Origin of the sequence: Planktothrix mougeotii LEGE 06226 (assembly GCF_015207485.1) — a bacterium.
GTDB lineage: Bacteria > Cyanobacteriota > Cyanobacteriia > Cyanobacteriales > Microcoleaceae > Planktothrix.
The window spans coordinates 1-24,398 of sequence record NZ_JADEWU010000056.1 but is presented as its reverse complement, the minus strand read 5'-3'; the positions used below and the strand labels follow the sequence as shown (position 1 = coordinate 24,398).

Sequence of the window (24,398 nt, the reverse complement as noted above, 5' to 3'; positions counted from 1 at the left end):
AGGTTAAAGCTTAATGTCTTTAACCGCCAATCATCATCGGTTGAGGTTCAAAGTTGGGGAAAATGCGATCGCCATTGTAATCTGCTGAGACTAAAGGACGACCATAATAAGCATCAATTAACAGTTGTTTCAAGTCTTTAATCAACGGATAACGAGGATTAGCCCCGGTACATTGATCATCAAAAGCTTGGTCTGCAACTTCATCTAATTTTGCCATAAATTCTGCTTCGGTTTTATCCGTTAAAACCTCTTGAATGGAAGCCGGAATTCCCACTAACCGTTTTAATTCTTCAATAGCCAGAATTAACCGATCTATTTTTTCATCTTCCGTTTCTCCCCCTAAGCGTAGATAATCAGCAATCCGAGAATAGCGCCATTTGGCATTGGGATATTTATATTGAGAAAAAGTCGCTTGTTTGAAGGGAACATCCGTCGCATTATAACGAATGACATAACTAATTAATAACGCATTCGCTAATCCGTGTGGGATGTGGAATGTTCCGCCTAATTGATGGGCTAAAGAGTGACAAATCCCTAAAAATCCATTGGCAAATGCCATCCCTGCCATCGTCGCTGCATAGTGCATTTTTTCCCGTGCTTTCGGATCTTTTGCCCCATTTTCATAGGAACTGGGCAGGTATTTAAAGATTAACCGAATCGCTTCTAAAGCTAACCCATTGGTATATTCTGAAGCTAACACCGAAACATAGGATTCTAGGGCGTGAGTTAAGGCATCAACTCCCCCAAAAGCCGTTAAACTTTTTGGCATATTTAACACTAATTCCGGGTCAATAATTGCCATGTTTGGGGTTAAGGCATAGTCCGCTAAGGGATATTTAATATTCGTGCGTCGGTCTGTTACAACCGCAAATGGTGTCACTTCTGAACCCGTTCCCGATGTGGTAGGAATCGCAACTAAAATTGCTTTTTCTCCTAAAGGTGGAAGTTCATAAACTCGTTTGCGAATATCCATAAACCGCATCGCTAAACCTTCAAATTCAATATCCGGGTGTTCATACATTAACCACATAATTTTAGCCGCATCCATCGGAGAACCCCCACCAATGGCAATAATCACATCGGGTTTAAAGGTATTCATTAAGGTTAATCCCCGTTGTACCGTATCTAAAGATGGGTCGGGTTCAACATCGTAGAAAACATCATATTTAAGCCCAATTTCCTCTAAAACTTCCTCCAGAGAATTTGTTACCCCGATATCGAATAAGGGTTTATCAGTGACAATAAATGCCCGTTGTTTTCCGGCTAATTCTCGAATGGCAACGGGTAATGATCCATATTTGAAATAAACTTTGGGAGGAATACGAAACCACAGCATATTTTCCCGACGTTCTGCGACGGTTTTAATATTTAATAAATGCCGAGGTTCAACGTTTTCACTAATAGAATTACCGCCCCAAGTGCCACAGCCTAAAGTTAAAGAAGGGTCAAGACGGAAGTTATAAATATCTCCAATTGCCCCTTGAGAGGATGGGGTATTAATTAAAACCCGTGCTGTTTGAACGGTATCTTCAAAGCGTTTAATATGGTCAATATTACTGGGAGAAGTGTAGAGAGCGGCGGTGTGTCCTCGTCCGCCTAACTGTACTAACGTATCGGCTTTAGCAACAGCATCCTCAAAATTTGTTGCCCGATACATGGCTAAAATCGGAGAAAGTTTTTCATGGGAAAAGGGATCATTTTCGTCAACATTGATTCCTTCCCCAATAATCACCCGTGTTTCTTCGGGAATTGTAATATCGGCTAAAGCTGCTAATTTCTGTACAGGTTGACCGACAATTTCTCCATTCAAATGTCCGTTAATAAAGATAACCTTTGCCATGCGTTCCCGTTCTTCTGGGGTGAGGAAATAAGCACCGCGCAGGGTAAATTCTTGCTTGACTTCTTCATAAACGGAATCAACTACAATCACCGATTGTTCACTGGCACAAATCATGCCATTATCAAAGGTTTTACTAATAATAATTGAGGAAACAGCCATTTTAATATGGGCGGTATCATCAATTAAAGCGGGGGTATTTCCGGCACCAACACCCAAGGAAGGATTACCGGAAGAATAGGCAGCCCGTACCATTCCGGGGCCTCCGGTGGCTAAAATTAATTTAATATCCGGGTGCTGCATTAAGGCTTGGGACAGGGGTACGGTGGGTTCATCAATCCAACCCATAATATCTTCTGGGGCACCAGCTTCGATGGCAGCATCGAGAACAATTTTAGCGGCGGCGGCGGTACAATGTTTGGCGCGGGGATGAGGAGAAAAAATAATCCCGTTGCGAGTTTTAAGCGCAATTAAGGCTTTAAAAATTGCCGTTGATGTGGGGTTTGTGGTAGGAACAATCCCGGCTAGAATACCAACGGGTTCAGCGATTTTTTGGAATCCAAAGGATTTGTCTTCTTCGATGACTCCACAGGTTTTATCGTGTTTATATTTATTGTAGATAATTTCTGAGGCAAAATGGTTTTTGATGACTTTATCTTCGACTACCCCCATTCCCGTTTCTTCGACCGCCATTTTTGCTAAGGGAATCCGGGCAGCATTGGCGGCGAGGGCTGCTTTTTTAAAGATATAGTCTACCTGTTCTTGAGTATAGCTTGCATACTTTTCTTCTGCCACTTTCACCCGTTTTATGAGGGCTTCAAGTTCATCAATGTTTGTGACTTTCTCTATCATTAGTCGTCCCCTTCGGGTTAGATTTAGGTTTTTTTGTCCTGACTTTATATGATAATCGGTTTTATTGATTTTGGAATCTGGAAGTCAGAAACTCAACAAAATTTTAATAGAAATTTAAGATTAAAGTGGTGAGTCAAACCGATGAACCTCCAGGGAAAACTCAGCCCTAGAGAGGCGTGATCAAAGGTTGGGGTTGAAAATGGCTGTTGTTGATGATCTGATGTGATCCGGGTAAAATTTAAGATCTTTTACCGGAAATTTGTTACAGTGTTACAGGGAAACCGTTATCGGCCTTTGGGTTAGTTGCGATCGCTTTTTCTGATCCCTGGACAAATCTTGAAACTTTATAAGGATCAGAGACTTCCTGAAAAATTAGATTATAATGGAAAAGAATAAAAGCTGGAATAACGTGCTTAAAACTACAAAATTTTTTGTTATTTTTCCCTGATTCCAGTTCCCCGTATAAGGAGTGGTCTATGCAAACCACAGCAACACGAATCGCTGATCCAGCCCATGATGTTTTACGCTACGAACATCAATCTCTAAATGCTATTTTTAATCCGAAAACAGTTGCCGTTATTGGGGCGACGGAAAAACCCAATAGTGTCGGTAGAACCCTCCTGTGGAATTTAATTAGTAGTCCCTTTGGAGGCACGGTTTTTCCGGTTAATCGCCATCGCAATAGTATTTTAGGAATCAAAGCATATTCTAGTATTAAAGATACCCCGGAACCCGTTGATTTAGCCATTATTGCCACCCCTGCGGCGAGTGTTCCCGCCGTGATCCAAGAGTGTGTCGATGTCGGTGTTAAAGGGGTGATTATTCTATCAGCAGGATTTAAAGAAATTGGGCAAAAAGGTGTAGAATTAGAACAGAAAATTTTGCAAATTGCTCAATCGAGTAAACTGCGAATTATTGGCCCCAACTGCTTAGGATTAATGAATCCTTTAACGGGACTAAATGCCACGTTTGCCAGTGCCATGGCTAAACCCGGAAATGTTGGGTTTATCAGTCAAAGTGGAGCTTTATGTACTTCTATTTTAGATTGGAGTTTCCGAGAAAACGTGGGATTTAGTGCCTTCGTTTCCATTGGTTCAATGTTAGATATTGGTTGGGGAGATTTAATTTATTATTTAGGCAATGATCCCCAAACTCAAAGTATTGTTATTTATATGGAATCTATCGGGGATGCCCGATCTTTTTTATCCGCCGCCCGAGAAGTTGCTCTAACCAAACCGATTATTGTGATTAAAGCCGGACGCACGGAAGCCGCCGCCAAAGCCGCCGCCTCCCACACTGGAGCTTTAGCGGGTAGCGATGATGTGTTGGATGCCGCCTTTAGACGCTGTGGGATTCTGCGGGTTTATCATATTGCCCATTTGTTCTCCATTGCCGAACTTCTGAGTAAACAACCCCGACCCAAAGGGCCACGACTTACGATTTTAACCAATGCTGGAGGGCCAGGGGTATTAACCACAGACACCTTAATTGAAGAAGGTGGCACCCTCGCCCAACTCTCCTCTGCAACCGTTGAAGCCCTGAATCAAGTGTTACCTCCCCAATGGAGTCATAATAACCCCATTGATATTTTAGGGGATGCTGACCCCGAACGATATGCCAAAGCCTTTGATATTGTGGTTCAAGATCCGAATAGTGATGGTATTTTAGTGATATTAACCCCCCAATCCATGACTGACCCCACTAAAACGGCGGAACAGTTGAAATATCGCTGTATGAAAATGCCCAATAAACCAATTTTAGCGAGTTGGATGGGGGGGGCGGATGTGGCATCGGGGATTAAAATTCTCAATCAAGCCAATATTGCCACCTTTTCCTATCCCGACTCGGCGGTACGGATGTTTAACTATATGTGGCGCTACACCTACAATTTAAAAGGCTTGTATGAAACCCCCAGTTTACCCAAAATCCATGAAGATGATGGTCTAGTTTGTGATTGTGTCCAACATCTGATTGGTTCTGTTTTAGCTGAAGGGCGAACTCTTCTAACTGAATTTGAATCCAAACGTCTCCTCTCCGCCTATGGCATTCCCACCGTACAAACCTGTATCGCTTCAAATATCGATGCAGCCGTTGATGCGGCGGAGCAGTTAGGGTATCCCGTCGTGTTGAAATTGTTATCTAAAACGATTACACACAAAACCGATGTGGGTGGAGTCCAACTCAACCTCAATACCTCCGAAGCCGTGCGCCAAGCCTACACCGCCATTGAAACCTCCGTTACCCAACAAGTGGGGGTCGAACATTTCCAAGGGGTAACAGTCCAACGGATGATTAAATTAGAAGGCTATGAATTAATTATTGGTAGTAGCCTTGACCCCCAATTCGGCCCGGTGTTGTTATTTGGCATGGGGGGACAATTGGTGGAAGTGTTTAAAGACCGAGCCTTAGCTTTACCTCCGTTAAATACCACCCTTGCCCGTCGGATGATGGAACAAACGAAAATTTATAAAGCTTTATTAGGGGTGAGGGGAAGGCTTTCAGTGGATATGGAGGCTTTAGAACAGTTATTAGTTCGGTTCTCGAATTTAGTTGTTGAACAACCTTGGATTAAAGAGATTGACATTAACCCTTTATTGGCTTCGGAAAACGAGTTAATTGCCTTAGATGCACGAGTGGTGTTACATTCCCCAGAGACGAAACCCGAAGCCTTACCCAAACCAGCCATTCGTCCCTATCCTCGCCAATATATCACCCATTGGACATCAAAGCAGGGCATAGGGATTACCATTCGCCCCATCCGTCCTGAAGATGAACCGTTAATGGTCAAGTTTGACGAAAGTTTATCCGAGGAAAGTGTCTATCTTCGCTATGCTCATTTGGTCAAACTCAGTTCTCGAATTACCCATGAACGGTTATCGCGGTTGTGTTTTATTGATTATGATCGGGAAATGGCATTAGTGGCAGAATATCACAACCCCGAAACGGTCGAAAATAAAATTATTGGGGTCGGGCGTCTGAGTAAAGGTTATGGTAACGATGAGGTAGAATTTTCCTTACTCGTCAGTGACAGTTACCAACGTCAAGGCATTGGGACGGAATTATTAAGACAATTACTGAATATTGCGCGTCAGGAGAAAATGCCTTTAGTGTTTGCCGAAATCCTCAGTGATAATCGAATTATGCAACATATTTCCGAACAATTAGGATTTACATTAAATCGGATAATCGGTGAACCGATGGTGCGGGCTGAAATTCAGTTGATAGGGAACAGGGAATGAGTTTGCTGGATTTTGTAGAGACGAGCCATGGCGCGTCTCTACATGGCGCGTCTCTACATGGCGCGTCTCTACATGGCGCGTCTCTACATGGCGCGTCTCTACATGGCGCGTCTCTGCATGGCGCTCAAACATGATTTTTTAAATATTTCATCTGTTTATGTTCATACATTAATTTGTCAGCTTTGGAAATCCATTGTTCCAGGGAATAATCTTGATTTAAATCGCAGGGTTGTACACCCATACTAATAGAAAGAATATAAGCCCGATTTGACGTTAGATTAAAGTAATCCACATTAGTTTGTAACCGAGCCTGAAAATCCGTTGAATGACTTTCTCCACCCGGAAGAAAAAGAGAAAATTCATCTCCCCCCAGTCGCGCCACAATATCAGCATCTCGAAAGCTTTCCTTGAGAATTTCAGCCGCATCCCGAATTACTCGGTCTCCCAATTCATGTCCGAGGGTATCATTAATTTTCTTCAACCCATCTAAATCCGCGAATAAAACACAGCAAGGTGTTTGGGTGCGTCGGGCAATTTTTAATTGTTGTTCTGCGAGTAAAAAAAAGCCTCGTCGATTATAAAGTCCCGTTAAATCATCGGTTAAAGACAATTTTCTCACTTCTGCTTCCGCTTTCAACCGATCTTTAATTTCTTGTTCTAACCGTTGATTTTGTTCAATTAATTGTTGATGTTGTTGTTGAATTAATAATTGATTTTTAACCCGGACTAAAACTTCCTGTTCTTGAAACGGTTTTGTAATATAATCCACACCCCCCAATTCAAAAGCCCGCACCTTATCTTCCAAACGTTCCAGGGCACTAATAAAAATCACAGGAATGTAAGCCGTCGATTCCGATGCTTTTAACTTTTCACAAATTTCATAGCCATTCATCTCCGGCATATTAATATCCAGTAAAATCAGATTCGGCGGATCACGCTGCACCCCTTGCAGCGCCATTCTCCCATTCAGAGATTTCCGAACAATATAACCCTGAGACTCTAAAATTTTGGCTAACAAGCGTAAATTATCTGGTGTATCATCCACAATCAAAATATTCGTTTGAGTTGGGTATTTGAGTAGACTTGTCATCTATCTTCCCCCTCAATCTTCGTAAGAATTGCGATCGCTTCCAACTGGAAGTTATCAACTAAAGAAGTCAGCGCCTCAATTAAAGGTTGATGTTTAGGTGGAATTTCCGCAATCAATTCTAGGATTTGATGATCATTAAGATCCAATGCAGCCTCATGGACTTGCATAATCCATTCGGGGGGCATCACCTTCACCTCTTCTGGAGTCAAGCTCTTAGAATGGGACGGTAAAACTTCCAGTGTTGCAGATTCAGCATAACGATACTCGACACCCAAGTATTGGGCCATCTTCTGAAATAAAGTTTGTTCTCGGAAAGGCTTACTCATATAGTCATTACAGCCCGCAGCCAGGGCGAGAGTGCGATCGCTTCGGGACGCCTGTGCAGTCAGGGCGATAATAATACTACTTTGACCTTGTTCCATCGCCCGAATTTGCCGGGTGGCTTCGTATCCATCCAGAATTGGCATCCGAATATCCATCCAAGTCAGATCAGGTTGCCATTCCTGCCACTGCTGCACTGCTTCCTGTCCATTACAAGCTTCCCGTACCTCGAATCCTAATTCCGTTAACAGTCTGACAATCAATAAACGATTTTCACGGCGATCATCAACGACAAGAATCCGATGATGGGGTTGGTTGGGAGCTAATCCAATGATCAGGCGCTCCGAAGTGTTCGGTTCAAGGTCAACTCCATCACTCAGGCTCACGGGAAGGGTAAAACTAAAGGTTGTTCCCTTGCCTATTGTACTCCGAACGGCAATGTCTCCACCCATGAGTTGCAAGAGTTTTCGGCTAATGGTTAATCCTAATCCTGTACCACTGACGGCTTGTTTTCCCGCTTGAGCTTGGACAAAGGCGTTAAAGATTGTATCCAGTTCGAACGGTGCAATTCCGACTCCGGTATCAATGACGGCAAACTCAAGAATCCAACAGGGACTCGATGTTTCTTCAGGACTAAGCTCACCCCTAACTTGTAAGGTAATACTGCCCTGATGGGTAAATTTAATGGCATTACCTAATAGGTTAATTAAAATTTGGCGCAATTTTTGAGCATCTGCTCTAATAAACTGCGGCACGTCGGGTGGAATATCAAAATAAAGATCTAGTCCTTTAGAACTGGCTCGTTCTGCTAACATATTCCGAAGAGAATGGAGCAAGGCAATTAAGTCAAAGTCACTTTCTTCCAGGGTGCAGTGTCCCGATTCAATTTTGGAAAGATCCAAAACATCATTAATCAGATTCAAAAGATGATCGCCACTGCGGCGAATGGTTTGCAGATCTTCTTGTTGGTTAGGAGTTAAGGAGGGGTCATGAGCCATTACCTGAGTAAATCCTAGGATGACGTTCAGGGGGGTACGGAGTTCGTGACTCATGTTGGCGAGGAAGATACTTTTGGCAAGATTGGCTTGTTCTGCGGCTTCCATGGCTTGTCTGAGGGCTATTTCTTTTTGTTTGCGATCGCTAATATCTTTATGGGTTCCAATCATGCGGATGGGCTGACCCTGAGCATTATAAGCCACGACTTTTCCATAGTCGGCAATCCATTTCCATTCCCCCGATTTACACTGAAAACGATAGTCAAAGGCGAATGAAACAAAACCATCTTTTAAGTGAGCATTTAAACAGTCCCAAACCAAGGAGCGCTCTTCGGGATGAATCATCTCAATCCAGAGATTAAAGTCCATCTGTAATTCACCGGGTTGATAGCCCAGCATTTCCTGATAGCGAGAACTTAAATATACTTCTCCTTGTTCAATGTTCCAATCCCAGAGTCCATCTCCAGACGCTTCTAGGGCCAGTTGCAATCGCTCTTCGCTCTCGTGTAGGGCGGTTTCGGCTTGGTGTTGTTGGGTGACATCGATAGCCACTCCCCCGATGAGGATTTGTCCCGATGGGTCAGGTATGGGAAATTTATAGACGAGGAAGTCACCGAGACTACCATCGGGACGGGGTGCAATCTCAATGGTTTTGATGACTTCATGGGTTCGACTAACGGTTAAGATATTGTCCAAAAATTGTTGGGCAATGTTGGTGGGATAGATATCAAAGATGGTTTTACCGAGAAGATCTTCAGTGGGTAACTGGAAACTCTGACTATAGGTTTGGCTGACATAGAGGATTAAGCCGTTGATGTCGGTAATCCAGGCTGGAGCCGGACTATGATTCATAAAGGCTTGAAACCGAGCTTCACTTTCCCGAAGGGCTTGTTCCGCTTGTTGACGTTGGGTTTCAATTTGCTTTTGTTGGGTGATATCTCGATTGCTGATTCGTAGACCGAGAAATTGATTTTCATGGCTAAATAGGGGTTGACAAGTGTGGGAAATCCAGCGAATTTCACTCTCACGGGTGATAATCCGAAACTCGGCAAATTCGACTCCAGAGTGGTAATTACAAATATGGTTATCTAGGGTTGGGAAATCGTCTGGATAAATAATCTCACTAATGAGGTTAGGGTTGGTGATAAATTCGTTAGGTGAAAAACCCGTGATCCGCTCACAGGAGGGAGAGGTATAGATAAACTGACCTTTTGTATCAAGCCAATATTCCCAATCGTAGGTAAAATCGATGGCTGTGCGGAATTTTTCTTCACTTTGACGTAAGGCGGCTTCTGCTTCTTGTCTGGCGGTAATGTCACGCAAGAATACGGTAAAGATAATTTCACCTTTGAGATTGAGGTTAGAAATGGAGGCTTCGGCGGGAAATTCTGACCCGTCTTTGCGTCGCCCAAAGATGCCTCCTCGCTCTGACATGGGCCTGGCATAGCCTCCGATTTTGGCATAGTCAGCAAGATGTTGATGATGAATTTTTGCAAAGCGTTCTGGTATCAATAGCGTCAGGGGTTTGCCTAATATCTCTTCTGCTTGGTAACCAAAAATTTGTTCTGCTCCTTTGTTAAATAAGGTAATTTCTTGATGCTGGTTCACGGAAATAATGGCGTCATTGGCAATTTCTAAGATTCCTGCAAACCGAGCTTGGGAGATTTGGAGGTCGATTTCTGCTTGTTTACGTTTGCTGATATCTCGGCAAATACAAAAGTGGATCACTTCTCCTTCTAAGGTGACGCGACTGTAACTAATTTCGACATCGTATTCCGAGCCATCTTTACGGCGATGTCGGGTTTCAAAGAGAGGAATAAAATTAGGGTTTTTGAGAATTGTCTGTAATTGTTCTTTTGTCCATTGGGCATCCCAATCTGCTACGTTTAAACTCAGGGTTTCTTCTGGGGTATAACCTATCATTTCGGCAAAACGAGGACTGGATTGGATTGCATCTCCTTGGTTATTCATGACGACAATACCATCTAATGAGGTATTAAATAAAGCTTTTGTTCGCAGAAGTTCTTTTTCTAATTTGAGTTCCGCTTGTTTGCGTTCCGCTTCCAGGCGGGCTTTTTCGCTAATATCTTTCATAAAGCAATAATGCCCCAACAATTGATGCTGTTCGTCAGAGTTAGCAATCATGACTAATTGTTTATAAATAATTGAACCATCTTTGCGAATTCCGGTGGCTTCTACTTCAACTCTTCCTGTTTTTAGCATAATCTCATAGGCTGCAATCAGTTTTTCTAAGTCATCAGGATGTACTGTTTTTTGCCATAACATTCCAATCATTTCTTCGGGTTGATAACCGGTGATTTGAGCGTAGGTTTTATTGACATAAAGATAACGACCTTGGGCATCCAGTTTAGAAATCCCCGATAGGGCATTTTCCATCACCTCGCTCATTTCTTGTTGTTCAGCTTCAGCTTGTTTAATTTTGGTGATATCAATAAAGGTAATTCCAATTTGTTTAAGTTGATTCTGATGATCAAATTCTGGAAAACCGTTGACTAAAACCCAAACTAAGGTTGGTTTACCACTATTAATTCCTAGGACATAATTTTTAAGAGAAGTTTGAGTTGATAAGACTCGATTAATCGGATATTCTTCGATGGGCATCTGGGTTCCATCTTCCCGAACAAAATGCCATGCGGGATCAATGGCACTTTTTCCCATCATTTGTTCAATGGTGAGTCCTAATAAATCACAAGCGGTTGAATTACATAACAAAATCTTGGTATCGGGAGCATGAATAACGAACCCGGTATTTAAGTTATTAATCAGTTGTCGATATCGAAGTTCGCTTTCATAGAGGGATTCTTGGGCTTGTTTACTTTCGGTAATATTTCGAGCAATCTTGGAAGCACCAATAATATTTCCAGCTTTGTCTTTCAGGGCAGAAATTGTAATAGAAACATCAATAAAAGTTCCATCTTTCCTAAGTCGTTTGGTGTCGTAATGTTTAATACTTTCTCCTCGGAGAATCCGGTGCAGAATTTCCTGTTCTTCGGCGTAATATTCTGGGGGAATCAATTTTTTAATCGATTGTCCAAGGATTTCATCGGCTGTGTAACCAAAAACTTGCTCGGCTCCGTGATTCCAACTTCTGATTATACTATTTAAATCTTTACTAATAATTGCATCTTCTGAGAATTCAACAATGGCAGCCAGTTGAGTCTGAGCGATTTCTGCCTGTTGTCTATGTTCAAATTCCTGTTGCAGTTGCTGGTTGGTTCTCTTTAATTGATGAACTTGATCCTGACTGATTCTAATCAGATATATCACTAATAAACATAACCCAATTAACGTTAAGCCTGCGATCAGAACCACAATAGGTAAAGGGCTAGTTGCTTGTTTTGTAGATGCAACTACGACTCGCCAGTCAGCACCATAGGCTCTGACAATAACTGTTTTTTGTAAAGTAGAGTGGGAAGGAAATCCGCCTTGACGATAAATTGATTCAGTCCCATCATAAATCGCTACTTTATAACCGGGTGGTACGTTCAAAACGCTATCAAATAGAGTTTGAAAGTGAAAAACTCCGACAATAAATCCATCAAAGCGATCGCCCACAAAGATAGGTACAGTAGCCAGAAAACCTTGACCCCCTTGAGTCCATCTAATCCGGCGAGTTAAAATAACTTCATCCAGATCACGGGCAATTTTAAGGGTAATTTGACGACGGGATTCTTGGGAGAAATCGGTATTTTGTGTGACTTCATTTCCCACTTTGGACACAACCCAACGCACTCGAAACGTCGGATCAACCCATTCAATGGCTTGATAACCCGAAAAATCATGAATATAAGCTTCTGCATCTTTTTCCCAACTTTCTTTAGCTGTACCCCCATCAACTTCCCAGCGATTTGCCATTTGTTTGAGGGTAACAATTCGGTGGGTGAGTTCTCTGCTCAGTTGTAACTCAATCCCCGATGCTTCCTGTTGAATTAACTGTTTGTAGTGGTATTGTTCATTCAGGGTCAGTCGTTCCCACACCAGGATAACGGCAATAGTAGCCAGCACACCTAATATTGACACTCTCATGTCTGAAGACACTGAGATTCTAACTTCAACCTAGATACTTGCTCGACCAGGGTTTCCCCAAGAAGAGTAGAGGTTTCTAGTCCATTAGCGTTACTTTGGGATTGCCCATCCCTAGTTTGTTTAGCAAGATTTAAAATATTTTTCGCGGCATTTGTATCTCTGTGCAACTCACACCCGCAATTACAAATATGGGTACGAGTTGACAGAGATTTTTTCACAATCACCCCACAATTAGAACATTTCTGTGAAGTGTAATGGGGTGTAACGGGAATTGCCAATTTATCAAATTTGGTTGCAAAATATTCTATCCATTGCCGAAACAAATACCAACTAGCATCACTAATTGATTTAGCCAAACAGTGGTTTTTAACCAGATTTCTAACACTTAAATCTTCGTAGGCGACTACATCGTTTGATGTGCATACGTTACGCGCAATTCTCTTTGCGTGTTCATTCCGTTGTACAGACGCGCCATGGCGCGTCTCTACTTTTAAGTGTTTTTTGCTGTAAACTTTTCTCGCTTTCCGTCTACCCGATGAACCCTTAACTTTCTTATAAATTCGTCTTTGAGATTTTTTGATGGATTGTTCTGTCTTTCTTAGAAACTTAGGATTTGGTTCTTGATACCCATTGGAGTCTGTGTAAAATGACTCAATGCCAACATCTAATCCAATTTCATTCCCGGTTTTAGGTTGAACATCGGTGATGGTAATATTCAAACAGAATTGGGCGTAATATCCGTCAGCACGACGAATTAAACGTACCCGTTTGATGTCATTGAGATTGTAAGTATGGATATCCCACTTACCTAACAATTTTAGTTTACCTATCCCGGTTTTATCGGTAAAGGTAATCTGTCTTTTGGTTGGGTGTAACTTCCATCCTGATGTTTTGTATTCAACAGAACGACAATCCTTTTGAAATTTAGGATATCCTTTTTTACCAACAATCCTTTTCTGACAATTCTCGTAAAAACGACTAATGGCTGCCCATCCCCGCTCTGCTGCGGATTGGACTGCCATTGAATTTAGGTCGTTAACAAACGGAAATTCTTTTCTGAGAGTTGTAGAATATTTGTTGAGTGCAAATTTATCAACTTTTAATTCTCTGGAATTATCCATCCAATATCTAATCGCTTTATTGCGAATGAATTGAGTGGTGCGAATTGCTTCATCAATCGCTTTGTATTGACTAGGTTTGCCTTTACACTTGTATTCTAAAACTATCATCGGAAATTCCTCTTTTCGACCTGTTTCTATGTTAGCATAAACTAGGAAAATATTCACGGGGAATAAATTCCCCTGAGTCGCTTTTCATCTCAGGTCTGAAGACGCGCTCGTTTTCAATCTCCCAGACTCGTCTTATAAGGTTTAACCCCATGCAGCTTAATCAAAGGAATCCCCTGATGTTGGCCAAATTTGAGCCCTCTATATTGGCTCTAGGGTGTCAATGGGTTCAGGACTAGAAAAGAAGAAGCTCAAAGGATGATTACTATGAGACTTTCTTGTTTGCTATTGCCATTAGGGATTAGGAATTGCTAAGTCAATAGAGGCTTCAATTCCTTTAATTAAACACGATAAAGGAATCACTCCAGACACAAAAACTAAAGAACCTTGAACCGAATTATGATAGAATTGGAAGGTGGTATCCACCATTAATACATAACGGACTTCATTTTTTCCCATCATTAAAGATTTGATTAAATCAGGTAAGGGTTCAATTTGGAAAGTGGGAATCGAGAAAGTAAACTGACTCCCCATTAAAGTTCCCAACATATTAATATAGGAATTTAACAGAATATTCCCCGCTTCCATTAAAACTTCACAGGAAGAAACATTCAAATATAAATTATAATCTTCTTGATCGGGTCGCAGTAAGTTTGTGAGTTTGACCGCAAAAGAATAGTTTAAAAGTAACAGCGCATCTCCACTCATTGTCCCTTTAAACATTTGATGAACACTGACAATATCTTCATTAAACTGGTTGGGTAATTCAGTCATTAATTTACTCAACGGAGATAAAGAAACCTCCGCCACCTTCATCGTCACATCAGACCCAATTAATTGAGATAATGCCGTTGCTGTTCTCCGAGAAAGAACAATTTTCATAAATTGAGATAATGCCATTTTTTGCTTTTCGGTGAGTAACATTTTTACACCTATTGAGGGTTATAATTTTGAGGTTATCAAGAACACTCATAAAACGTCTAAAATTGCCTGTGCAATTCCATTGAGAGGATAAGAATGATCACTTAACCCTGATTCTTCTACAGAACGTGGCATTCCATAAACAATACAAGTTTCTTCAGATTCAGTAAATATTAAACCTCCATGAGATTTTATCCATGCTGCACCCTGTTTTCCATCGGAACCCATTCCGGTCATCACAATTCCTAAAAGCCGATTACCATAAACTTCTGCGGCTGATTGAAACATAACATCCACCGAGGGACGATACATATCAAAGGGTTGTGCGGCTAGACGGGTGACAACACAATTCCCTTCCCGTTTAAAGGTTAAATGACGGCCAGCAGGGGCAATAAAAACCATCCCAGGATGCAGAATTTCTCCATCACCCGCTTCAACCACTTTCAATGCTGATAATTGATCTAATCGTTCTGCATACATTTTGGTATAACCAATTGGCATATGTAAAACAATGGCAATTGGAACCGGAAGATTACTCGGTAATTGAGGAATCAAAAATGCTAAAGCTTGGGGGCCACCTGTGGAAATTCCAATCGTAATTAAATCAATTGTACCGGGCTTAAACACCGGTTGAACCGAAATCAATCCCGGAGCTAATGACCCTAAAGCCGGAACCGGAAGACGCTTTAAAGGGACATTCGCAGCAGCTTTGACTTTATCAATTAATTCCTCCGCTAATTCATACATTTTTTCCGTCGCTAAAGCCGTAGGTTTATGTACAAAATCAACAGCCCCCGCGTCTAAAGCTGCTAATACTAATTCTCCCCCTTCATTGGCGATACTGACAATAATCACCGGAATTGGATGTCGTTTCATTTGTCTTTTGAGAAACTCTACTCCATCGATTTTAGGCATTAATAAATCTAAGGTAATTACATCAATTTCATCCGGTGACTGTTCTAATTTTTCTAAAGCGTCTTCCCCATCATGGGCTGTTCCTACAACTTCAATAAAAGGGCTACGAGAGAGCATTTGTTTAATGACTTTACGAACATAAGCAGAATCATCAACCACTAAAACGCGAATAATTTTATTCATGACTTTTTATCCTTTTTTTATTACAATAGGGGCATCAATAAATTAGACTCAAATCCAGCAGAATTGCTCCTTTAATGTTTAACATATATAAATGCTCCTTCAATGTCTTCCAATTCAAAATTAGTTTTCAGTTTTAAGAGAGACTCAGAAGCACTCAGAAACAAATAAGAGGGTTTAAACATTCGTTCATAGAAATAATTAACAGTTTGGCGGATAGAAGTCTCGGAAAAGTAAATAAACACATTCCGACAAAAAACAAAATGAGCTTGAGCTAGATATTGAATTTCAGACTCCTTCAATAAATTATTAACTGACCAATGAACTCGGCGATGAATCTGAGGAGAAACCCGCCATCCATCTGCTTCAGCCGTAAAATATTTCTGCTTCAAAGCTTCAGGAAAGTTCCGAAATGAATATTGTCGATATAATCCCATTTTAGCCTTATTAATTGCCTTAGAAGAAGCATCACTCGCCCAAATTTCAATCGGAACTCGTTCAAACCAGCCTGCTTCATTCAAAGCGATCGCAATTGTTAAGGGTTCTTCTCCCGTGGAACAAGCCGCACTCCAAATCCGCAGGGGTTGACAAGGATAAGAGAGACTATAAAACTTCTCTAAATACTGAGGAATTAACACCTCAATCAAAACCTTGATTTGATCATACTCTCGCCAGAAATAGGTTTCGGGGACACTTAAACTATTAATAACTTGTTGCCATTCTTCATCCGCTTTAGGATCATATTTCAGCAGATAATAATAGTCTAAAAACGAGTCTAACCCATTTTCAAACACGCGATTAGATAACTTATCCGCCAACATATTTTGCTTAGAACTTGCATAAAATAATCCCGTTCGTTCATGGATTAGATCTCGCAAAATAATAAAAATATTATCGCTTAAATTCAGGGGTTCTGGAGAAAATCGCATATCAATAATCAGTTATCAGTCATCAGTCATCAGTTATCAGTTATCAGTCATCAGTCATCAGTCATCAGTTATCAGTTATCAGTTATCAGTTATGACATAAACTGATGAGCGCCAGCCTAAACTTGTGTTTTTATGAACTTCCCAATTAAGTTTTTCATGGCTATAACTGAAAACTAAAAATTAATGGCTGATGACTGATAATGCGGATACTTGATAACTGATTATTGGTGCAATCCTTTTTGGGCCGCCCGACGAACTGCCGCAGAAGGATCATTACGAGCTAATATCCCCAACTGTTCAGTACAGGAGCGATTTCCCAAATAAACCAAAGCATTAACCGCCGATAAACGGACACTTTGATCCTGGTCGTTTAATGCACTGATTAAAATTTCCGAAGCAAAAGGATGTTTGAGGCGTTTCAACACTTCAACAACAGTACACCGGACAGCCGGATGCAGATGAGTTAACCCTTGGCTAATACTTTCGATGTAGTCCTGTTTCTGACTGGAATACTCCAAATTTCGCGAAGCTAACGCCATGATACAAGCTTCTCGACTGCTGGGATCTACAGACAATTCCAACAAAGCAGCAATGGCCTCTGGGGTGCCCATCCGAGAGAGGGATTCAATCGCAGCTTGAACCACTTTTTCCTCTGGATCAGCGGCTGCCATCCATTGTAAAGCAACTCCGGCTTCTTCTCCTCCCCGTTCTCGAAACGCATGAAGGGCATCTAAACGCCGTTCTGCATTGGTAGAATTCAATGCCATTAACAAAGGTGCAACGGCGTCGGTACTGTTAATCCGTCCTAATGCCATTACGGCTGCCCGGGCAATGTCTCCATCTCCGATCTCCAGTCCCACTAATGTCGTTAACAGAGGAATTGCTTTTTCCTCACCGATATGACCTAAAGCCGAGGTCGCCGCAGCCCGAACTGGATAGGCTGAATCTTGGCTGACAAGCTGTTGTAGAATCTCAAAGACTTGTTTAAGGGATTCTGCCTGGGATTCTGATAACTGATTAAACTCCAAACGCCCAATGGAACGAGCCGCTTGATACCGTACCCAGCAATCGGCATCCTGTAAAGCGTTCAATAACAGGGGTAAGGCTTGATTGACTTCTATATCTCCCAAAGCATGAGCCGCCGCCGCCCGCACGGAGGGAACTTCTTGGGTTAAGGCTCGAACTAAATGGGGCAGAACCCGTTCATCTTCTAGGTAGGGTAAATGTTCAATGGCTGCCCGTCGTACTTTTTCTTCGGGATCGCCTGTACAGTTAAATAAAGCTTCGATACATTCCCCAAAGGCAAAATATCCGGCGATTTTGACGGCTGACTCCCGAATCCGGGGATTGGGGTGAGTTAGTAATTGTAGAATCCGTTGCGGGAGGGCGGGATGACCTAGGGAATTGAGAGCCGCAATGGCACCTAAACGCACGGCGGAGTCGGGATGTCCTAAGAGTTCTAATAGGGCTTCAAAAGCTCGGCCATCGCCTATTTGAGCTAGGGCGGCTGTTGTGGCCATGACTAATTCCGAGTCCGCACTGAGTAAGTCGGTTAAGGCGGGAACCGCTTGATTGCTCCCAATGCGACCCAGGGCGGTGATGGCGGCTTTACGAGTTTCGACATCGTTCACGTCAAGTTGGGCGATTAATAACGGAGTTACGCTACTGCCAAAACGCACTAAGGCTTCAATAATCGATTCTCGCAGTTGAGGATAACTTAATAGTCCGGCTAGGGCGGTGGCAACTTTCTCTCCTTCTAACCATCCTAAGATTAATGCGATCGCCTGAAGTTCTTCAGGATTAGCTTGTTCTATTGCATTCAGTAGGTTTTGAGTTCCGACATCTGTTACCGCACGCCGGGTGAGGTCAGCAATAAATTTTCCTTCTCCAAATTCAGTTTGATAGCGTTGATAAATTTTGGCTAGGGTGATGACTAAACTATTGGTTGGACAGGGGGAGTCAGGGATGTCTGTTTGGTTGAGTGCTTGGGCGATGGGAGTAACCACATCAGCAGAGCCCAATTCTCCTAATACCTCAGCCACTTGATGACCTAATAGCTGATCGTCTAATAGGGCAACGAGGTGACAACTGATGGTGGAGTCTCCAATTTTCATTAAGGCTTCGAGGGCGGGAAAGGCGAGGAAAAAGTCTCCAGATTGGGCGATTTCGACTAATTTATCGACAGCCTCCGTTGCCCGCAGGTGTCCCAAGGATTCGATGGTATGATACCGAACATTAATATCAGCATCATCCAAAGCTTGAATTAAGGCTGGAATCGCTCTGGGGTCATGGCGTTCTCCGAGGGCTAAGGCGGTGTAAATCCGTAAATCAGGATCGGGATCGGCTAAACATGACCCTAAAGAGGGAATTGGATCGATATGACTGAGCACTAAAACCTGAAGCACACTATTGAGAATGTCGGGGTTACGGTGTTGTTCCCGAAGCAAGCGTAACAAATCCTGGGTTAAGTTAGGATCGTCTTGCATTGCTAAACTATCGACGGCCTCCCGACGTACCCGCCAATTCAAGGTTTTTTGAAGTAAAGGCATTAAACGTCCTGCAATTGAGAGATCACCAATTTGCATCAGGGCATCTAGGGCGGGAAAGGCGAGGAAAAAGTCTTGAGATTGAGCAATTTCGAGTAAGGGATCGATGGCTTCTCTCGCTTTTAAATGTCCTAATGCTTCAATGGCATGATAACGAACATTTTTATCATTATCGGCTAAAGCTAAAACTAAGGCTGGTATGGCGCGAACGTCATCCCGTTGTCCCAAGGTTTGGGTGGCATAAATCCGCAGTTCTGGATCAGGGTCATGCAAACATTCAATGAGGGCAGGAATTAAATCTACCCGACTCAAGGCTAAAACTTGAATCACACTATTGACAATGGTGGCATTTCGATGCTCTTGGCGCAGCAGTTGTAATAATTCTGTAGTAATTTCTGGGTTATGACTGGCTGTTAATCGCTCTACGACTTCCCGTCGGACTTGCCAACTACTATCTTGTAGGGCATTCATAAGGTCTGTAGTATTAGCATACAGGCCTTTATTGAGATCATCGGATATGGAAAACATTAAATTCCGCTCTTGAGCCGAGGCGTCAGAGGAGGCAATTTGGGAGGATATGTTTTCCCGACGATAATGTTGAGCTAGATCAATTTCCCGTTCCCGTCGCACCGTGACATCTTCAAGGGTGACGATGGTTCCGACGATGGTTGTTTTCTCCCGTAAGGGCGTAATTGTAACACGCTGCTGCATATACTGGAAGTGCTTGGTGTTCGCCGGGGGGGGACAGGGAATTAAGTATTGATGGAAGGCGGGTGCGAGGGTTTCAATGACGCCTTGGGTAATCACCTGTTGAAATCGTTCTAGTAAACCCCGTTGTTCCAAATCAGGAATCAGATCGGTGATTTTTTGTCCACAACTCTGTGCCGCCGTAATTCCCGTAAGTTCGATTAATCGAGAATCCCAAGAGCGGATTGTTAAATTTATATCGGTTGTAAAAATACCAATAGCCATAATCAGTTATCAGTTATCAGTTATCAGTGTAGAGACGCGCCATGGCGCGTCTGTACCAGTTATCAGTGTAGAGACGCGCCATGGCGCGTCTGTACCAGTTATCAGTTGTAGGGGCGGGGTTACCCCGCCCGTACTCAGTTATCAGTTATCAGTTAAGAACTAAGAGTTAAGAATTAATAGCTAACAGCTAAGGAATTAGCCAATTCTTGCACTGATAACTGATAATGCGGGTACCTAATTACTGATTAATACCAACTCTCAACTGATAACTGATAACTGATAACTGATAACTGATAACTGATTTCGGTGGCGTTCACTGATTTGTCCCATATTTTCTATGCCTTGCAGTGCCGAGCTTAAAACAGTGGAATGTTCTACATTAGAACTGCGAATTAATTTAATTTGTTGGGTGATGCTTTGCATTGCCCCCGTCATCTCTTGAATGGCTTTTGACTGTTCCCTCATGGCTTTGGCTAGTTGTTCCGACTGTATCCGCATATTATCAACAGCTTGGGTTGTTTGAGATGCCATTGTGGCTTGTTCAGTCATGTCTTTGCTGACACTATTAATTAGGTTGCCCAGTCGTTCTGCCTCCTTAGAGATTTGCTCACCCGCCACCGACTGTTCTGCGATCGCTCGTGAAGTAGTCATGACTCCCCGCCTCATGGACTCTACGGCTTGCATAATTTGGGATGCCCCTTTATTTTGCTCAAAAGTCGCTTTACGGACTTGTCCAGCTAAATTAGTGGTATTTTGAGCGGCTTTAATCACATCACGGGCGGCACGAGCTTGTTCATTCATGGCCTGGGTAACTTGTTTAGCAATTTGCTGCATCTGTCGAGTAGAAACCACAATTCCTTGGGTGGTTTTAGATTGTTCAATGGTGGCTTTAGCAACTTCTCGTGCTTGGTTGGCAGTGGTATTAATCGAATTAACAACGGTTTGACCCGCAATCATTTGTTCCTCAGAAGCGACAGTAATTTGACTAACTAATTGGGTGGTTTTTTCAATCCCCGATAGGATTTTTTTTAATCCTCCTAATCCTTCTTCGGCTAGACTCCCACTATCTTCAGCGACTCTTAACCCTTCATTAGAGGTGTTAACGGCATCCTGGGCTACCTGTTGTAAGGCTTTAATAATCGAGGCAATGTCGGAGGTGGCTTGGGCTGCGCGATCGGCTAAATTACGAATTTCTTCAGCAACAACGGCAAATCCTCGTCCGGCATCCCCTGCCCTGGCTGCTTCTATTGAAGCATTTAAAGAGAGCAAATTGGTGCGTTCTGAGATTAAATTAATCGTATCGACAATACTACTAATTTCGTTGGTGCGTTTGCCCATATCTCGAATGACGTCGGAAGATTTAACCATTGATTCTCGTACCCGACTTAACCCTTGAATTGCTTTCTCAACAGTTTTACCCCCCACTTCGGCATCCTGCATGACTCGACGGGTAATTTCATCGGCTTGTTGAGTTAGGGTGGTAATTGAACGAATGGAGCGATCTAACTGTTCGGCGGATGTAGCTGCATTGGTGGCGGCTTCGGTAATTCGTTCTCCATTTTGAGCAACACCGACAACAGATTGCGCCATTTCTTCCATTGACGTTGAAACTTGTTCAACGGTGGCGGCTAAGTTTTCTGTGGTGGCGGTTACTTCTTCGATGGAGGCGGCCATTTCGTTGATGGACGCGGTGGTTTCTTCGGAGGCGGCGGTTAAATCATCGGCGTTTTGAGCGACCCCACCAATGGAACTGGTCATTTCTTCAATGGAGGCGGCGGTTTGATTGACGGCGGTGGCTAGGTTTTCTGTGTCCAAACTGACGCTTTTAATTGATGCGGCTACTTGTACCATTGAGGCGGTGACTTGAGATGCTGAAGTTGCCATTTCTTGTGCACTATTGGCAACATTATGGGTTGAAGTGCTGCTTTGTTGAACGGACGTTGAGGTTTGTCGAATGGCTGTTGCGAGTTCGGTGCTACTAACGGTTACTTGTTCGATGGAGGCTGCCATTTCATTAATAGAAGATACTAATTCTTCTCCAGAAACAGCAACGGATTGAGCTTGGGTTGCTGTATGTTTTAATGAAGTTGTTAGGGTCTGAATTTGGCTACTACTTTCTTCTGCTAGGCGAGTTTGGGTGTTCATCCCCTCTGAAAGATGTTCTACTGCTTGTACAATATCTTGGGTTTTAATTAGGATTTGCTGATTTTGTTGTCGTAGCTGTTGAATTAGTAGAGACGTGCCATGGCACGTCTCTACTGGGTTTTGATCAGGAATTTCAGGGGAGTTTTTTTGCTGATTTTTATAATTTTTTTGTTGCTTATTATTGACTTTAGCCATGATTTTTCTCCTTTAATTGATGACTGATGTACGAATTACGAATTACGAATTACGAATTACGAATTACGAATTACGAATTACGAATTACGAATTACGAATTACGAATTACGAATTACGAATTACGAATACTGATAACCGATAACTGGTACAGACGTGCCATGGCACGTCTCTACACTGATGACTGATGACTGATAACTGATGACTGATTGATCAGTAATTCTTCAACATTGAGAATCAAGATAACTCGTTGTCCTAAGGTGGCAATTCCCGCTAAATATCGACCGCTTAAGTGAGAGATTCCTTCGGGTGGGGGTTGAATGGTTTGTTCTGGGATTGCGATAAATTCCCTAGCGGTATCTACAATTAATCCAACGGTACGATGATGGGAGTGAATCACTATTAAACGAGTTCGTAGATTATAAGGGGTTTTCTCTAGTCCAAATCGGACTCGTAAATTAATGGCGGGAATGACTTGTCCCCTCGAAAAAACAACTCCTTCCACAAAGGGTAAAGTGTTAGGAACGGGGGTAATTTGTTCAATCATTTCCATTTGCTGCACAATTTGAGAGGGAATGCCAAAGGTTGTGTCAGCTAGTTCAAATAAAATATAGGGTTGAGTTGAAGTTAAAACGTCTGACATACGAATTACGAATTACGAATACTGGTACAGACGTGCCATGGGGTCGCCATGCCGTAAGGCTTTTGGCACGTCTCTACTGATAACTGATAACTGATAACTGATAACTGATAACTAAAGCACCCACATCTAAAATTAAAACCACCCGGCGATCGCCAAGTTCTGTTGCTCCAGCTATTCCTGTCACTTGGACAAAGGGATCGGTTAAGGGTGTGACTACAATTTCTCGTAGTCCCGTCACCCGATCAACAACTAAAGCCACCGTATTTTCTCTACTTCCGACCACGATCATCATTAAGGATGAGGGTTCTAGGGAACACAAGGGCGGGTTTGACTGGGGATAGGTGGCAGAAAGAGGGAAAATTGAGGCTAGACGGATCACGGGTAAAACCGTGTTGCGATAGCTGACAATTTCGTTCTTCTCAAAGGAAATAATTTGGGATGTGGAAACTTCTAACACTTCCAGCACCGAGGCTTGGGGAATGGCAAAGGTTTGTTGGGATACAGAAATAATCAAAGCATCCGTAATTGCTAAGGTGAGGGGAAGTTGAATTGTAAATCGAGTTCCTTGACCTTTATGGGTATCTAAACTCAGGAACCCCCCTAACTCCTGAACGGTATTTTTAACAATTGACATCCCTACCCCCCGTCCCGACACTAAATCCACTTCATTTTTAGTGGAAAATCCGGCACTGCACAGAATATCTAATAACGCCATCATATTATATTGGTCGGGCTTTGCGGCTTCCCCATGTTTGTTTTCGAGCAGAGAAACAAAGGATCGAGTTTCAGTGAGTTGGGTCTGGGTTGTAACTCGTTCAATAACGGTTTCAACATCAACACCGCGACCATCATCTTCAATTTCAATCACGACGGTTTCCCCAGAGGTTGTTGCCCGCAGTTTCAGGGTTCCCTGGGGAGGTTTCCCGGCTTCGAGACGCTCTTGGGGAGATTCAATTCCATGACTGACGGCATTTCGCACCAGATGTAATAGGGGGTCAAGCATTCGTTCGACAACGAACTTATCAATTTCGGTTTCCTGTCCGCTCATTTCCAGGGTGACTTGTTTTTCACTGGCCCGAACCAAATCCCGAACGACAAATTGCATCCGAGCAAAAATCTCACCAATGGGAACTAAACGGACTTGCATCACCCCTTGACGCAGATCTCGTAATTGTCGTTCTAGCATTAAGTTAATTTCTTGTAGGGCTCGAATTTGAGGGGAGGGAAGATAGGACGTGATGGATTTGAAATGATCCTCTAAACGGGCACGACTCATGACCAAATCCCCCACCATTCGCATCAAATCATCCAGTTTCGGTAAATCTACACGCACCACATTGGAGGAGGG

The 24,398-nt window shown here is 42.7% G+C and carries 14 protein-coding genes; 3 read left to right on the top strand and 11 right to left on the bottom strand.

Annotation, left to right across the window (positions count from 1 at the left end):
• Window positions 1-19: 19 nt before the first annotated feature.
• Window positions 20-2,689 carry a bifunctional acetaldehyde-CoA/alcohol dehydrogenase gene (gene adhE, locus IQ236_RS19670; protein ID WP_193870860.1) on the bottom strand — a complete coding sequence of 890 codons (2,670 nt, stop codon included), beginning with the start codon at window positions 2,687-2,689 and terminating at the stop codon, window positions 20-22.
• A gap of 476 nt (window positions 2,690-3,165) precedes the next feature.
• Between adhE and IQ236_RS19665 the strand changes: the two genes are divergently transcribed.
• On the top strand, window positions 3,166-5,928 hold the full coding sequence (locus IQ236_RS19665; protein WP_193870859.1) for a bifunctional acetate--CoA ligase family protein/GNAT family N-acetyltransferase: 2,763 nt from the start codon (window positions 3,166-3,168) through the stop codon (window positions 5,926-5,928).
• Window positions 5,925-6,062 carry a pentapeptide repeat-containing protein gene (locus IQ236_RS19660; RefSeq protein WP_228041753.1) on the top strand — a complete coding sequence of 46 codons (138 nt, stop codon included), beginning with the start codon at window positions 5,925-5,927 and terminating at the stop codon, window positions 6,060-6,062. Before IQ236_RS19665 ends, IQ236_RS19660 begins: the two co-directional genes overlap by 4 nt.
• On the opposite strand, the gene IQ236_RS19655 is transcribed toward IQ236_RS19660, so the two are convergent.
• From IQ236_RS19655 to IQ236_RS19620, 8 genes are all read right to left on the bottom strand, one after another.
• A complete protein-coding gene (locus IQ236_RS19655) occupies window positions 6,053-7,018 on the bottom strand; it encodes a GGDEF domain-containing response regulator (RefSeq protein WP_190519694.1) in 966 nt (321 codons plus the stop codon). The genes IQ236_RS19660 and IQ236_RS19655 overlap by 10 nt on opposite strands.
• Window positions 7,015-12,375: a PAS domain S-box protein gene (locus IQ236_RS19650; protein WP_322744258.1), complete on the bottom strand. Its 5,361-nt coding sequence runs from the start codon at window positions 12,373-12,375 to the stop codon at window positions 7,015-7,017. Before IQ236_RS19650 ends, IQ236_RS19655 begins: the two co-directional genes overlap by 4 nt.
• Window positions 12,376-12,377: 2 nt before the next feature.
• Window positions 12,378-13,610, bottom strand: coding sequence for an RNA-guided endonuclease InsQ/TnpB family protein (locus IQ236_RS19645; protein ID WP_193870864.1), 1,233 nt, complete (start codon window positions 13,608-13,610; stop codon window positions 12,378-12,380).
• 291 nt (window positions 13,611-13,901) lie between these two features.
• Window positions 13,902-14,531: a chemotaxis protein CheC gene (locus IQ236_RS19640; RefSeq protein WP_193870857.1), complete on the bottom strand. Its 630-nt coding sequence runs from the start codon at window positions 14,529-14,531 to the stop codon at window positions 13,902-13,904.
• A 45-nt stretch (window positions 14,532-14,576) separates the two neighbouring features.
• Window positions 14,577-15,626, bottom strand: coding sequence for a protein-glutamate methylesterase/protein-glutamine glutaminase (locus tag IQ236_RS19635; protein ID WP_193870856.1), 1,050 nt, complete (start codon window positions 15,624-15,626; stop codon window positions 14,577-14,579).
• Window positions 15,627-15,697: 71 nt separating this feature from the next.
• Window positions 15,698-16,552: a CheR family methyltransferase gene (locus tag IQ236_RS19630; RefSeq protein ID WP_193870855.1), complete on the bottom strand. Its 855-nt coding sequence runs from the start codon at window positions 16,550-16,552 to the stop codon at window positions 15,698-15,700.
• A 221-nt stretch (window positions 16,553-16,773) separates the two neighbouring features.
• Window positions 16,774-20,070, bottom strand: a complete 3,297-nt coding sequence (locus IQ236_RS19625; RefSeq protein WP_193870854.1) for a HEAT repeat domain-containing protein — start codon at window positions 20,068-20,070, stop codon at window positions 16,774-16,776.
• A gap of 258 nt (window positions 20,071-20,328) precedes the next feature.
• Complete coding sequence (locus IQ236_RS19620) at window positions 20,329-22,410, bottom strand: methyl-accepting chemotaxis protein (RefSeq protein ID WP_193870853.1); 2,082 nt, start codon at window positions 22,408-22,410, stop codon at window positions 20,329-20,331.
• A gap of 19 nt (window positions 22,411-22,429) precedes the next feature.
• Between IQ236_RS19620 and IQ236_RS28085 the strand changes: the two genes are divergently transcribed.
• Entirely contained in the window at window positions 22,430-22,552 is a 123-nt protein-coding gene (locus IQ236_RS28085; RefSeq protein ID WP_193870852.1) for an alpha/beta hydrolase, read from the top strand.
• Window positions 22,553-22,579: 27 nt separating this feature from the next.
• Here the strand turns inward: IQ236_RS28085 and IQ236_RS19610 are convergent, their stop codons facing one another.
• Both IQ236_RS19610 and IQ236_RS19605 read right to left on the bottom strand, forming a co-directional pair.
• On the bottom strand, window positions 22,580-23,050 hold the full coding sequence (locus IQ236_RS19610; protein ID WP_193870851.1) for a chemotaxis protein CheW: 471 nt from the start codon (window positions 23,048-23,050) through the stop codon (window positions 22,580-22,582).
• A gap of 73 nt (window positions 23,051-23,123) precedes the next feature.
• Window positions 23,124-24,398 (bottom strand): chemotaxis protein CheA (locus IQ236_RS19605; RefSeq protein ID WP_193870850.1); only part of this gene is annotated, 1,275 nt, incomplete at its 5' end.